12 protein-coding genes and 2 pseudogenes are annotated in these 13,634 nt (G+C 62.8%); 10 read left to right on the top strand and 4 right to left on the bottom strand.

Annotated elements, in window-relative coordinates:
* Positions 1 to 164 precede the first annotated feature (164 nt).
* The 4 genes from AC3EO7_RS35750 to AC3EO7_RS35735 all read left to right on the top strand — a co-directional run bounded on the left by AC3EO7_RS35750 (position 165) and on the right by AC3EO7_RS35735 (position 4,778).
* Entirely contained in the window at positions 165 to 488 is a 324-nt protein-coding gene (locus AC3EO7_RS35750; RefSeq protein ID WP_435593622.1) for a Dabb family protein, read from the top strand.
* Positions 489 to 1,098: 610 nt separating this feature from the next.
* A complete protein-coding gene (locus AC3EO7_RS35745; RefSeq protein WP_435593621.1) occupies positions 1,099 to 1,761 on the top strand; it encodes an enoyl-CoA hydratase/isomerase family protein in 663 nt (220 codons plus the stop codon).
* A 233-nt stretch (positions 1,762 to 1,994) separates the two neighbouring features.
* Positions 1,995 to 3,236 carry a CaiB/BaiF CoA transferase family protein gene (locus AC3EO7_RS35740; protein WP_431972399.1) on the top strand — a complete coding sequence of 414 codons (1,242 nt, stop codon included), beginning with the start codon at positions 1,995 to 1,997 and terminating at the stop codon, positions 3,234 to 3,236.
* A 303-nt stretch (positions 3,237 to 3,539) separates the two neighbouring features.
* Positions 3,540 to 4,778, top strand: coding sequence for an NAD(P)-dependent malic enzyme (locus AC3EO7_RS35735; RefSeq protein WP_435593620.1), 1,239 nt, complete (start codon positions 3,540 to 3,542; stop codon positions 4,776 to 4,778).
* Between the two features lie 269 nt (positions 4,779 to 5,047).
* Here the strand turns inward: AC3EO7_RS35735 and AC3EO7_RS35730 are convergent, their stop codons facing one another.
* Positions 5,048 to 5,785, bottom strand: a complete 738-nt coding sequence (locus AC3EO7_RS35730; protein WP_435593619.1) for an IclR family transcriptional regulator — start codon at positions 5,783 to 5,785, stop codon at positions 5,048 to 5,050.
* 1,221 nt (positions 5,786 to 7,006) lie between these two features.
* Between AC3EO7_RS35730 and AC3EO7_RS35725 the strand changes: the two genes are divergently transcribed.
* Positions 7,007 to 7,723 carry an MmyB family transcriptional regulator gene (locus AC3EO7_RS35725; RefSeq protein WP_435593618.1) on the top strand — a complete coding sequence of 239 codons (717 nt, stop codon included), beginning with the start codon at positions 7,007 to 7,009 and terminating at the stop codon, positions 7,721 to 7,723.
* 70 nt (positions 7,724 to 7,793) lie between these two features.
* Here AC3EO7_RS35725 and AC3EO7_RS35720 read toward each other — a convergent pair whose 3' ends face one another.
* Positions 7,794 to 7,916 (bottom strand): hypothetical protein, encoded by a 123-nt coding sequence (locus AC3EO7_RS35720; RefSeq protein WP_435593617.1) that lies wholly within the window; start codon positions 7,914 to 7,916, stop codon positions 7,794 to 7,796.
* Between the two features lie 414 nt (positions 7,917 to 8,330).
* On the opposite strand from AC3EO7_RS35720, the pseudogene AC3EO7_RS35715 reads away from it, so the two are divergent.
* A pseudogene (locus tag AC3EO7_RS35715) lies at positions 8,331 to 8,465 on the top strand (IS110 family transposase); the annotation flags it as partial.
* A gap of 19 nt (positions 8,466 to 8,484) precedes the next feature.
* On the opposite strand, the pseudogene AC3EO7_RS35710 reads toward AC3EO7_RS35715, so the two are convergent.
* Positions 8,485 to 8,628 (bottom strand): annotated as a pseudogene (locus AC3EO7_RS35710) (IS481 family transposase); the annotation flags it as partial.
* Between the two features lie 398 nt (positions 8,629 to 9,026).
* Between AC3EO7_RS35710 and AC3EO7_RS35705 the strand changes: the two are divergent.
* Complete coding sequence (locus tag AC3EO7_RS35705; RefSeq protein WP_435593616.1) at positions 9,027 to 9,614, top strand: hypothetical protein; 588 nt, start codon at positions 9,027 to 9,029, stop codon at positions 9,612 to 9,614.
* A gap of 310 nt (positions 9,615 to 9,924) precedes the next feature.
* A complete protein-coding gene (locus AC3EO7_RS35700; protein ID WP_435593615.1) occupies positions 9,925 to 10,596 on the top strand; it encodes a hypothetical protein in 672 nt (223 codons plus the stop codon).
* A 350-nt stretch (positions 10,597 to 10,946) separates the two neighbouring features.
* Here AC3EO7_RS35700 and AC3EO7_RS35695 read toward each other — a convergent pair whose 3' ends face one another.
* The gene (locus AC3EO7_RS35695; protein ID WP_435593614.1) at positions 10,947 to 11,933 is read right to left on the bottom strand and encodes a helix-turn-helix transcriptional regulator; all 987 of its coding nucleotides are present in this window, start codon (positions 11,931 to 11,933) and stop codon (positions 10,947 to 10,949) included.
* 108 nt (positions 11,934 to 12,041) lie between these two features.
* Between AC3EO7_RS35695 and AC3EO7_RS35690 the strand changes: the two genes are divergently transcribed.
* Positions 12,042 to 12,509 (top strand): VOC family protein, encoded by a 468-nt coding sequence (locus tag AC3EO7_RS35690; RefSeq protein WP_435593613.1) that lies wholly within the window; start codon positions 12,042 to 12,044, stop codon positions 12,507 to 12,509.
* Positions 12,510 to 12,586: 77 nt separating this feature from the next.
* Complete coding sequence (locus AC3EO7_RS35685; protein ID WP_435593612.1) at positions 12,587 to 13,627, top strand: aldo/keto reductase; 1,041 nt, start codon at positions 12,587 to 12,589, stop codon at positions 13,625 to 13,627.
* Positions 13,628 to 13,634: the final 7 nt, after the last annotated feature.

Genomic DNA, 13,634 nt, shown 5'->3' with positions numbered 1-13,634 from the left:
TCGCTCAGGTAAGCCAAGCCGGTCAGCGGTATCGGCAGCACGCCTCGCGCAACCGACTCGGATGGCGCATCGCATGAGTGGGCGATGTCTTGCCAGCAGCATCGAGCTGCCCGTGTATGCATTCCCCGGTGCGTCGAAGGGTCTCGAGAGAAAGGGAGCGTCCAATGGCCATTCCTTCGTATCCTGAAGGCGCGGTCGTCCACACGGTGATCATCGCTTGGAAGGGCGGGGCGGTCGATGACCAGCTCATCGACTACATCACCAGTGAACTGCGCGATGTCGGCGAGAACAGCGATGGAGTTCTCGACTACCGTGTCGGATCTGATCTTGGGGTACGCTTCGATCACGGCGACTATGCTGTGACGGCGATATTTGAGAACCAGGCTTCGTTCGACGCATATGTCGCAAACAGCCGGCATATCGAGATTGTTGAAGAATATCTACTCCCGAATGTTGAGCGTCACATGACAGCGCTGTTCGAAATCTGATGCAAGCAGATTTTCGGAACGGCTGAACTGTCAATTCCTCTGTCAATTCCTGGAACTGCTGGTCGTTCCCCTTGAACGTGTTGTGCCGTGGGTGCTCTCAACGGCTAACTGGTTATGTTCGTTTCGGGACGGAGGCTGAAGCGGACGGCGACCAAGTTTCGGTCCCGGGCTGGCAGTCGTCGACGTGTTCTTTGCGTTATCGGCCCACGGCGATTCCGCATGCAGCTGCCATGTCGATCAGGGTGCACGCGATGTAACTCGGTGCGCTGTGGGTCCGTGACGTTGTCTGTCGAACACGTGGATCCGAGCCGCGGGCGATAGTCGGTCCGTATTATGGACCGCCTATCGGCGAAGCTTTGTTTGCGCGCCATAGAACCTAACTGTCATAGCAGAAGGACTGTTGACTTGATCCCCGATGAAGCGGTAATGTTCCTCTATATGGTCCACCCGGTCCGTAAGATGGACCGATCTGGAAAGGTTGGCATGTTCTTTCAGGTGAAGTGCCCTATGGCTGCGCCGCTTGCCGCGAACCGGCGGTGCAGTTGATGACGGCGAGCACCGGCATGCTGGGGACGGTGGCGATTTGGCCGGCTCAATGACGGAGGAGGTATTGTCCGAATTTGTAGGGTTCGATGTGAACGGTGGAGTTGCCGTACTGGAGTTGCGTCGCCCGGAGAAACGCAACGCGGTCTCATGGGATATGTGGGAGGCCATTCTCGCACATCTCGCGGTGGCGTCGGGCAGGCCGGAAATTGGCGTACTCGTGGTAAAGGGCAGCGGTGGCGCATTTTGCGCTGGAGCCGACCTGGGCGAGGTCAAGCGGTCCGACGGCACGGCCTCGGCCTCGTTCCACGAACTTGTAGTTCGGTCTCTTTGTGCCATCGCTGAATTTCCGGTGCCAAGCGTGGCGAGTATCGAGGGTGCGTGCATCGGCGGTGGATGCAGCATCGCGCTGGCCTGCGACATTCGGTTCGCACATTCCAACGCATTCTTTGCGATTCCCGCGGTTCGGCACGGAATCGTCTACGACAGGGGCTCAATCGGAAGGCTTGTCGAACTCCTGGGATCCGGCCGTGCGGCACACATGTTGTTCACCGCACAACGCCTGGATGCGGCGCAGGCGGCGCGTATCGGTCTGGTCGATGAATGTAGTAGTGAGCTCGACGAGCTAGTGACAAATTTTACCGATGCAGTACTTCGGGGTGACGCCTCTACGATGGTCGCCACCCGCAAATTGATTCGCAATGCAGCGCAACGATCGGCGGGCCTGTGATCCCGCTGGTGCGGTGGGCATCTTTCCCACGAATTTCGGTGCCATCCCAGACACCTGCCTGGGGCGGGAATCCGGCCCGACTGCAAAACGTGAAGTGAACGGAGTTGCCATGTCTATTCTCGAAAATCGATCGACCCGGAGCGCGACTTCGGGAACGCGGTCGTTTCTCGTGAATCGCGGGAAGGCTATCGCGCGCCTTGACTACTGCGAGATCCGGAACCGGAGGGGTTTTCATGGCTGAGTCGAAATCAGGTTCGGGCCCGCTCAGCGGTATCCGGGTAGTTGATCTCACCAGGGCGCTGGCGGGTCCCTTTTGTACAGCGCTGCTGGGCGACTTAGGTGCAGATGTGATCAAGGTAGAGGGTCTTCCCAATGGCGACGCGACGCGGAATTGGCCCCCCTTCGACGGCTCGCGCAGCCTCTACTACTTGAGCACCAACCGTAACAAGCGTTCGTTGGCATTGGATTTTCGCACCCCGGAGGCCCGGACCATCCTGGCTGACTTGGTCGCGGAGGCCGATGTGCTCGTGGAGAACTTCCGGCCTGGCGTGCTCGCCAAGCTCGGCCTGGATCCTGAGCGGTTGCAGGTCGACCGGCCCGATCTGGTGCTGTCGAGCGTGTCTGGGTTCGGTGAGATCGGTCCACTGCGGAACGACGCCGGTCTCGACCAGGTCGCTCAAGGGATGTCAGGATTGATGTCAGTGACCGGAGCCGGTGAGCACACGCCGATGCGCGTTGGCGTACCTGTCGTCGACATGGCCGCCGGTATGTTCTCCGCGATCGGAATCGTCGCTTCGCTCGTGGGCCGCGCCGTTTCAGGCCGGGCAATTCGGATGAACACATCGCTCCTGGAAAGTGCGATTTCGTTGATGACCTTTCAGGCGCAGCGCTATCTGTCTGTCCAGGAAGTGCCACAACCACAAGGCAACGATCACCCGATCATTTCGCCGTATGGAACCTTCCATGCGGAAGACTCGAGCATCAATGTCGCGATCGGAACGGATGCCCAGTGGTCGGCGCTGTGCGAGATTCTGGGTGCACCCGAACTCACAAGGCGCCCCGAGTACTCGGCTTCGGCCTTGCGAGCCGCCAATCGGAGCGCCTTGTCCGCCGAGCTGAACGAGCTCTTCGGCAAGAAGCCGGCGAATGAGTGGCTGGAGCAGTTGCGTGCCGCCGGGGTTCCGTCTGGCCCCATCTACACCATGGACCAAGTCTTCGATGACCCGCAGGTGCAAGCACTCGGGCTCGTTCAGACAGTGCGGAACGAACACAGCGAGGACCGGTTGCTCCGCGGGCCCCTGTGGGTGGACGGCAGCCCCACTCCGATCAGGAATCACCCGCCCTCGCTGGGGGAACACAGTCGGGAAGTTCTACGAGAACTCGGCTACGAGGACACTGATATCGACAATCTGGTCAGAAAAGGTGTCATCGACCAAGCACAGGTTATATGCACTCCGACTCCGCACGGCGGCTGAGCAAAGCGGACACTGTATGTCCCGCCTTCCCATGAGAGTGGGCGCTGACCATGGACGCCCGGTCTGCCGTTGTAGCAGCGGCTTGGACCCGCCGAATGTGTCAGGCGCCGACTCACTGCGCCCCCCCATGGGCCTGAACTTGCCGACAAATCAGACGGTTTGATGAGGCAATACCGGTACTTGCCGTTCCCCCTTCGTAACTCGGCCTCGGCTGATCTATGTCCATATCGCGCACCGGAGCCAGGATGGCGACCCAGCCTTGCTGTTCCAGAAGTCGCCGCCACAACCGTCAGGAGTTTCAACGTGTCAAGAGTGTCCGAATCTGTAGCTGCTCGAAAAGTCGCACTGACTGACGAGGAGATCTTTGACAGTCACATCGACGGCAAACTGTCCGTCGAGCTGACTGCGCCGCTGGAGAGCCAGCGCGACCTGTCGATCGCTTACACCCCGGGCGTTGCCCAGGTGAGCCGCGCCATCCACGCGGACGAGTCTCTTGCCCGCCGCTACACATGGACCGACCGGCTCGTCGCCGTCGTCTCCGACGGCACCGCCGTCCTCGGCCTCGGGAACATTGGCCCGCGCGCGTCCCTGCCGGTGATGGAAGGTAAGGCTGCCCTGTTCAAGAAGTTCGCGGGGTTGAACTCCATTCCCCTGGTGCTCGACACCACGGATCCGGACGAGATCGTCGAAACGCTCGTCCGGATTCGTCCGAGTTTCGGCGCAGTCAACCTCGAGGACATCTCGGCCCCGCGATGCTTCGAAATCGAGAAGCGTCTCATCGAGGCGCTCGACTGCCCGGTCATGCACGACGATCAACACGGCACCGCCATCGTCGTTCTCGCCGCCCTCAAGGGCGCGGTCACGCTGCAGGGACGCGATCTGCGCGCGTTGCGAGTCGTTATCTCCGGGGCAGGTGCGGCCGGTGTGGCCTGCGCGAATATGCTGCTCGCCGTGGGCATCCGGGACATCACTGTCCTCGACTCGAAAGGAATCGTGTCCCGCGACCGTACCGACCTCGGCCCGAGCAAGATCGATCTGGCCACCCGCACCAATCCGGCGGGCCGATATGGCGGGCCGATCGAGGCTATGCGCGGCGCAGATGTATTCATCGGCGTCTCGGCCGGCACTGTCCCGGAGGAAGTCGTTGCGGAGATGGCGGACAACGCGATTGTCTTCGCGCTGTCGAACCCGGATCCAGAAATCCATCCCGAGGTCGCCGCTCGCCACGCTGCTGTCGTCGCCACCGGCCGCAGTGACTTCCCGAATCAGATCAACAATGTGCTCGCCTTTCCCGGTGTGTTCAAAGGTGCGCTCGACGTGGGCGCTCGCCGCATCACCGAGAGCATGAAGCTCGCGGCCGCGCAGGCAATCTTTTCGGTCGTCGCTGATGAGCTGGCCGCCGATAGGCTCGTCCCGAGCCCGCTCGACCCGCGGGTCGCGCCTGCCGTCGCCGCGGCCGTAGCGGCCGTGGCACAGGCCGACGGCATTGCAGACCAGCAGCCCCAGGATCCGCCCAAGAGCAACGGAAATGCGATCCCGTAGTGCCATGGGATTCGGTTGACCCCAACCCCCAAGGCAGCGCCGATCGCCCAACCTGTCCAGCGCGCTTGGTACGACGGTAGCGCTTTTGCGGATGCCGTAGTGATTAAGTACATTCATCGATTTGATCGGGTTCGAAGACGCGGGATCATCCGTCTGTCCACCGTTGTTTCTAGGTGGCTGGCGCTGCCGTCCGATCGCGGCAGCGTTGGCCAACCCTAGCGCCAAACATCAGTGACATGCCGCAGGTTGCGAATACAAGGGACTCAGCGTCACCGGATGCTTGCGGCAATTTCAGCAGCCGCAGCCGCGACCTTACGACCGTACGTTTCGCACACATCCGGTGACATTCGAGAAGCTGCCCCCGAAATGCTCAGCGCCGCGATTGGGCGACCGCCCAGTTGGCGAATGCAGGCCGCGACGGAGATGATACCGTCCGTCATCTCCTGCTCGGAGATGGCATAGCCGCGTTCTCGAATGGTTGCGAGCTCAGCCCGGAGCGCTTCGGGATCGGTAATCGTATGAGGCGTGAGCGACATCAGCTCCCTGTCGAGGTATTCATCGATCTCGGACGCCGTGAGGTAAGCGAGTACGGATTTCCCAGTCGAAGCGGCATGCAGCGGAGATCGGGTGCCGATCGGCTGAACCAGTCGCAACGCATGTTTGCTCTCCCGTCGCTCCACCAGTCGCATCGCGTCTGTCTCAGGCACGGCCAGGTGGATTGTCTCGAGCGTCTCGCTGTTGAGCCGTTCAAGGACTGGGGGAGCCACCTCGCGAAGGCGACCCAAATCATCGATCTTCTCGCTGAGAACACGCACCCGCTCCCCGAGCACCCAGCGGGTGGCTTCACGTCCGTCGGAACGGATCCAGCCGAGCTCGGCGAGAGTGGCGAGGCTGCGTTGCACGGTGCTCTTGGGTAGACCGAGTTGGCGCGCGAGCTCACTGAGGCCGATTGGCTGCTTGTCCGCGACGGCGTCGAGGATCTGGAATGTCGTTCGCACGCTCCTCACTGCGCGCTCCTTCGTATCGTTCGGGATAGTCGGTCCGTATTGTAGACCAGTATGGCACACCGTTAGGCTGGCGAAATTTGTCGGCCGGTCCGGAGTAGCGCGACTCCCTAGGGATTCCGGCCGCGGCCGCAGTAGATGCTTTGATAGCTGCGCCCTCTATATGAGCGAAACGAGCCGCATTGCGGACCGACCAGCGTGTTGCGCGCGGCTCATCAACCTTCGAAGTGGTCTACCAAGGTTTACCTCGGGTCAAGGCAGTTGCCGCGTATCGACGTGGAGACGCAGCCAGTCGCGGCGGTGACCTGCAGGCAGGGCAATCGAGATCGCGGCTGTAGGCCGGACGGCTCGTGGGTCTACGCGGTCTGATGACGCCGTCAGCGGACGGTAACGCGCCACTGTGGCGGTGTGATCCAATCTCCACCGAATGTCAAAGTTTGGCAATGGTGCCGAGACGGTGAAGTCACGCGTGGTAATCCACCGCGAGCCGTGCGGAAGTTCGAGCGGCTATGCCCGCAACGTCCCAGCGGGGGCGCGCAGGTCGATCAGCAGACGGCTAACCGCTGACTAGGATACAGCGCGCGAACGTCCTCAGGGCAGCGCCGGACCTCTGAGCCCGGCGAGAATCTCAACAACCGCGGCGCTTGATGGCGTTCGTGAAGTACTGCAGCGCCGGACCTCCGGGGTCCGGCGAGAATCTCAATGCAGTGCGTGCTCGAGAGGACGGCCGCGGTCGTTCATCTGCGCGACCTCGACGACCGCGGCGTCCTGGCCGCCCCGTCGATTCCCTGGTTGCGATCGTCCTCGCCTGCCTCTTCTCCGGGAAGGAGTGACTGCATGTACCGACTCACGGCCAACGCAACGCCGCGGCCGTGAGCGCGGGGCCCATGTGCTCAAGGAGAAGCCGTTTACCACCGCCTGCTCGAAGCCCTCGAGCTGGCGCGGCTATGTCGAGAGTCAGGCATCCATCTAATGGTCACGCTACAAAATGCGGCGCTGGCTGGCGCCCGTAAGTACCCAGCCGAGAGGGCTGGTTGATGGTGCCGGTGGCAGTCGGTTCGCGTGAGTGTTCCGATTGGAGATCGCGAGAGCTGTCAACCCTCCTATACGCAGGGTTGGACGCGGCTACAGTGACGGCATTTGGCGAGAAGCGCCCTGACCTGCGCATCCGGATGTCCTGAGTGGAGCCGCGACGGCGCGTCTCATTGATGTATCTTTCCGTGGTTGTCCTGGCTTGAACAAGGTCGAGAAATCAATGTGAGTGTGCAGGTTTTGAATGCGGTGGCGCGGACGTTGTCGTTGGATGCGGCGGAGAAGGCGCATTTGTATCGGATGGCTGATGTGCCGACGGTGTCTTCGGGGCATTCGGGGTCGGCGTTGCCGGAGGAGGTGCAGGTGATTTTGGATCATCTGGAGCCGTTGCCGGGGGTGGTGTTGAGTGCGCGGTATGACGTGCTGGCGCACAACAAGCCGTATGAGGCGCTGTGCCCAGGCTTCCTGTTGAGGGAACGTAATGTGGCTCGTCGCGTTTTTCTGACGCCGGAGTGTTGCAATACTTATCACCATAATTGGGATGATCTTCGTCGGATGGTGGGGTATTTGCGTGGGGCGCACGCGAAGAATCTGGGTGATCCGGGGTGGGAGGAGTTCGTTGCGGAGTTGTGTTCGGAGAGTGAGACTTTCGCGTCGTTGTGGGCGTTGAACGATGTGGCGGTGCCGGCGAGTAGGACGAAGCTGGTGCGGAATTTGGCGGTGGGGGAGTTGGAGATGTTCTTGACGAGTATGTCGTTGCCGTCGGTGCCGCATGCGTGGATGCAGGTGTATACGCCGACCGGTGAGGTGGGGTGGGGGAAGTTGCGGGAGTTGTTGGCGATGAGTCCGGAGCAGTGGGAGCGTCCATGGGTGGAGCATCGGGAGAGGTTTCACGCCGCGGCGGGGTGAGTTCGTGTGTCGCGCTGAAACCGGAGCGGTAACTGCCGGAAGCGCCCTGAATAATCTGCTCACGATGCGCTCATTGGTCTTTGGCGTAGCCGCCTTGCCGCCATCGGCGCAGCACGGCGAATTGGCGCTCAGAGAGGGGGCTGGACAGTTGGTGATGGACCTCGTCGATGTAGGCGAGTTCCTCGTCGTCCATTCACGCGAGTGGCCGGTGTTGCCACTCATACCGTGTCGCCTGTAGCAGCGCCTGGTAGCGGACGATGCTGCACATTGTCGGCTTGTCCATCAACGGTGATCTGCAAACGATCAGCCGAGGTCCACGGCAGCACACCAAACAGCGATTGACCGCCGAGATGTGCACGACTACCCAAAGCCGTTGTGGTATGCACTAACTCAGCCGTCGGCACCGCCGATAGCTCTGCAGGGAACTGGCAGGGGCCTGTGCTGACCGTCGTAGCATATCGCGTTGGGGTATGGGGCAAGCCGTCGAACTGGAGGAGCGGCTCTTTGTGACGGTCGGGGTTCGCACTGAATATCCTGCACTGCACAGTGATCCGGCACATGAGGGGCCGGCCGTGTTTCGATCACGGTGGACGCCGCAGGAAGGGGGAAACGTGGACACGGACGAACACACACCCAAGCACTCATCGCCTTGGCTCGCCGCCGAGTCGATGTGCTCTGGGCGCTGGTGCGCGATCAGCGTTGCTATACCGACGAACCGATAACTATAAAAACTGCAGTGTGACAACATTATTGAGATTTGTGCGACGGAAATGGTTGACCCACTTGGACGCACATCGACGAGAGATCCCCATGCCAGCAACGACATAAGCGATCGGGCGGGATTGGCAGCGTTGCACGAGGCGTCGCCGCCCCTCGATGGACAATGGGGCATTGCGGTGGGACACGTGGGCCGGTCGGCGGAGCAAAAGCGTGGAGCCGGCGAGCGGGACCGGAACGCAGCCTGGTGTGGGGCGTGAGTGGCGCGAGCCGATGGCTATGACGTGCCGCGGCGCGGGCGGTGCGCCCGCAGATGTTGTGAGCGGCCTATGCGAGGGCGGGCTCGTAGGACAGTGCGCTGGGCGCTGGGAGCTGCTCTCCAGTGAGATACGCGCCCAGCCGAGAGCGCTGGTTGGGGCGCTGGTGACAGTCGGCTCGCATGGTAGTTCCGGCTGGAGGGCGCTAGAGCTGTCAATCGCCCTAAGCGCAGGTTTGGGCGCGGCTAGGGTGACGGCATCGGGCGAGAATCGCCTGTTGCCTGTGCATTCGGACGTCCTGGGTGGAGCCGCGACGCCGCATCTCATTGATGGATCTTTCTGTGGTTGTCCTGCGCTGTCGATGTCATGTCTGTTGCGGGTGTGTTCCGACCGCGCCCTTCGGACGACTCCTCTCGAGTTCTCCTAGCGGCGATCGAATCGACGCCGATCTGGTGATCTTTGCGACCGGCTGGCGACGATCCCTTCCCTTTCTGGGGCCCGAATTGCAAGCTGCCGTTGTGCGCGACGGCAACTTCCAGCTCTACTGTCACATCCTCCCGCCAACCGAACCTCGGCTCGGCTTCGTCGGCTACGCGTCATCGACCGCCTGTCAGCTCACCTCCGAAATCTCCGCTCATTGGCTTTCGCAGGGCTTCCGCGGCGAACTCGCGCTTCCGACTGCCGATGCGATGCAGGCCGAGATCGGCCGGGTACGAGCCTGGTCATCCGAGGTCCTACCCGCGCGACCGCAGGGATATCTGCTCGGCCCCTTCCTCTCACACCACATCGATGAACTCGTTGCCGATATGGGCCTGCGCACACGGCGGGCGAGCAATCTCATGACCGAATACCTGGCCCCGTTCGTCCCGGCCCGATACGCCGGCCTTGCCGCGGAACGACGCCGGAACAGGCGCTGACGCAGCGTGGCATCCCGCCGAGTAGCCGACGCCTGGAGCGGCCCGGCGGACGCTGAATTCTGCTGGCCCGCATGGTCTTTCATGGACGCATCAGCTCATGTCTACCGACAATGGTGCCTGTTCCGCACCGCGCAGATCAGAGTCCTTGGAGGTAGGTAGCCTAGGTGGTGATCCGGATGCGTGCCAGATGGAGGCCGTCAAGCACCGACCGTGTCAGCCGGTGACGCACTGGTCACGATCGCATGCAGCACCCGAGTGCGCTCATGTCCTGACTCTGCCGAACTGATGCCGACTCGATCAATCCGATGCCGTGAGGTTGCGCGAGGGAAGTTGTGGCGTCCCAGTCGTGGGGGCAGTTGAAACGGTCGTCTTGCGTACACGCTTCAATGTCGGCATGACGGATATCGACGCGGCCGCAGCCCGGCCCTCGGCGGAGTGGTTGGAAGCGTGCGTCGGGGCGGATTCGGTATGGCGCCCGGCGGATCTTCCCGAGGGGTTGAGGCACGAGGAAAGCCGGAGGTTTCTCTCGACGATCGGGTACCCGGCGGTGTTCCTGAGTGCCGTCCGCTTCGACTCCTCGGACCTGCCTGCACAAGGTTTGTGGGAGGAGGACCCCGATGAGCTGTTCGGTCGCCGTGAGCCCGATGATGACTCTGCTCCGGTGAAGTACTGCTACGGACTTGGCGTCTACGGCAACGACTACACACTGATGCTCGATGGCGAGCTCGGTGTCGTGGACGTCTATGACCCGAGCGGGTGGGACCACGGTGCCGGCTACCGCGGCCGCGCCTTCGACTCGCTCGCCGAGTTGGCCGGGGCGGTGGGCATGTTGACCCGGTACCTCGCCCGGTTGGAGGAAGGTGAGGAACCGGCCACGGTCCTACGCGAGCTGAGCGAATCGGTGACGATGTCAGGCTGGGCGGACTCCGGTTTCTGGATCAGCGCGTTCGAGCACCTCGAGGACGAGTATGGGGTGGCCTGAAGGCGAGATGCTCACCGCCACAGCTGAACTCGGTGATCCGATACCTCGCCGGACCCTGGATGCGTCATCGCCACCCTGCGTGAGCTCGGACAGTGCTCCCGAGACGGATTCCGCAGGCATCAGATTGATTGGGCCACATTCGGCCAGCGCGACTCGATCAATCTGATGCACCGCACTTCAGGAACTGGCGAAGGCGTCCATGCCAACAGCTGAATGAGAGCGCCGATCCCACAGCGAAAGTGGACCCATCGATACCTCAACAACCTGTCAGATGACGTGATCCGATCTGGCAAGGTAGGCGGCGAGGACCCCTGTCGGGCAATCGATCCGACTGTGTCTTTCCGACCAGGTTATGCGCTCACCTGCGCGGCCCGGTCTGCGCGACCGGATAGATCGGCGAAGGCGTCGCGTAGCGATTGCGGGGCCACCACCTCGATCTCGGTATCGAAGCGCGCCAGCGTCGCAGCGAGCGCCGCCCATGACCACGAACCGATCAGCAGTCTGGTTCGCCCTTGGTCGAGCGCCTCGACGACTCCATCGACGGCGAACGGAACAACTTGCGGGGCAGGCAGATGGAGGATCACCTCGCCGTTGCACGGCCAGACGTCGGCACCGGCAGAGCCTTTGAAGCGGGCGGAGAGGAAGGCTGCGACATCGCCGCCTGGTAGTTGCCGGGGTGAGAAGCGTGGGCCGTTGGGGATGCGGAGGGTCATCCGGTCCGCGCGGTAGGTCCGCCAGTCGGCACGCTCGGGGTCCCAGCCGATCAGGTACCAGCGCCCGTTCCGGACTATGAGGTGATGGGGATGTATCCGGCGGAACGGGCGCGGATCGACCGCGTCAGAGGGGGTCGCCTCCGGGTAGTCGAACCGTACTTCCTCCGCGGAACGAATCGCGATACTCAGATCCACCAGGCTCTGAGTATCGACTTGGACGTCGGCCCCGGCCGCGGCGATCTCGAGCGCATCGACTCGCTGCCGTAATCGGGAAGGCAGGACCTGTCGCACGGTCGCGAGGGCTCGCGCGGCGTTCTCTTCGATTCCCGCCCCGGTCCCAACCGCGATCCGCAATGCCACGGCGAGCGCGACGGCCTGCTCGTCGTCGAACAACAGCGGCGGGAGCTCACTGCCTGCCTCCAGCCGGTAGCCGCCCTCAGGGCCCTTGATCGCCTGAATGGGATAGCCGAGCTCGCGCAGGCGATCGACGTCGCGGCGCACTGTGCGTCCACTGACGTCGAGCCGCTCGGCGAGCAGACCCCCTGGCCAGTCCCTGCGGACCTGCAGCAAAGACAGCAGCGAGAGCAGGCGGCGAGAGGTCGCCGTCGAGGTCGATATCGGCATGGTTTCCAGATTGCCACGAGTAGAGGACAATCCCTGTCCTCTACCGGTGACAGTGTGGAATTCGTCGCCCACCGGCGGCGAAAACCACTCGAAGGGACATCAATCACCATGACGGTCAACACTGTTGCCCACCTGAACTTCCGCGGTCAGGCCCGCGCGGCCCTGGAGTTCTACCAGTCGGTGTTCGGGGGCCAGCTCACTCTCGCCACCTACGGAGACTTCGGGATGCCGACCGAACTGCCCGACGCCACCAAAGTGGTGTTCGGCCAGGTCGTCGCCGACAACGGGTTCCGGGTCATGGCCTACGACGTGCCCGGCCAGGACACCCCTGCGACCCCAGCCGCGCCCACCACCCGCCGCGAAAACGGCACCACCATCACCGAGGAACGGTTCTTCCTTTCGGTGCGCGGCGAAACCCTCGAGGAGGTCGGCGCACTGTGGGAACGCCTCGCCGGAGGCGCGACGATCATCGAGGCATTCGGCCCAGCTCAATGGGCGCCCGCTTTCGGGATGCTCAGTGATCGCTTCGGTGTCACCTGGATCCTCGACGTCGCAGCCGAATACGTCCCGGCCTAACGCTCTCTTCGGGGTGCGACCAGACCCGGTCGCACCCCGAAGGTCCAGGTCGCGAACAACCACACAGGAGACACCGCATGCGCACTCGCCCCCTCGGCCGCACCGGAATTCAGGTGAGCCCCTACGCATTGGGCACGATGAAGTTCGGGCGATTCGGCAACCCCGACCATGACGAGTGCGCACGCATCGTCCATCGGGCCCTCGACAGCGGCATCAACGTTATCGATACTGCCGACGTCTACGGCGGTGGTGACGGTGAGACCGAACAGATCGTCGGGAAGGCACTGCGCGGCCGTCGTGACGACGTCGTTCTCGCCACCAAGTTCAACGGTGCGATGGGCCCCGGACCCAACCATCGGGGCAACTCCCGCCGGTGGATCGTCTCGGCCGTCGAAGCGTCGCTGCGTCGGCTGGGTGTCGACCACATCGACCTCTACCAAATGCACCACCCCGACTCCGGCACGGACATCGAGGAAACCCTGAGCGCGCTGACCGATCTGCTGCGCGCAGGCAAGGTGCGGGCCGTCGGACACTCTAACCTCCCGGCCTCCGGCATCGTTGAAGGCCAATGGGTTTCCGAACGTCGTGGCCTGGCCAAGTTCCGCACCGAACAGCCGCACTACTCGATCCTCAATCGAAGTGCCGAGCGCGAGATCTTCCCGATCTGTCAGCGCTATGGGTTGGGGACCTTGGTCTGGAGTCCGCTGTCGATGGGACTGCTCACCGGTCGCTACCGCAAGAGTGGCGGAGAGCAAGCATCGGCGGCCCTGATGCACTGGGTGCCACAACACATGAGCGACGAACGAAAACTCGACGCCGTCGAAGCGCTCATTCCCATCGCCGAACAGAGCGGACTGCCGCTGACTCACCTCGCACTCGCGTTCGTCATCGCCCACCCCGCGGTCACCACGGCGATCGTCGGACCGCGCACTGTCGAGCAGTTGGACGACCTACTCGCGGGAACCGGCACGCCCCTCGCCGACGACCTGTTGGACCGCATAGATGAGATCGTGCCGCCAGGAACCGACACCGGACCGATCGATGTGGCCTATGTACCGCCAGACCTCCAGCAGCCGAGCCTGCGCCGACGTACCGCCGAAGACCGTGGCGCCGCGTGATCGGGTG

The organism is Nocardia sp. bgisy118, assembly GCF_057708605.1.
The sequence above is the reverse complement of the archived record's forward strand: the minus strand, read 5'-3'. Positions and strand labels throughout refer to the sequence as shown.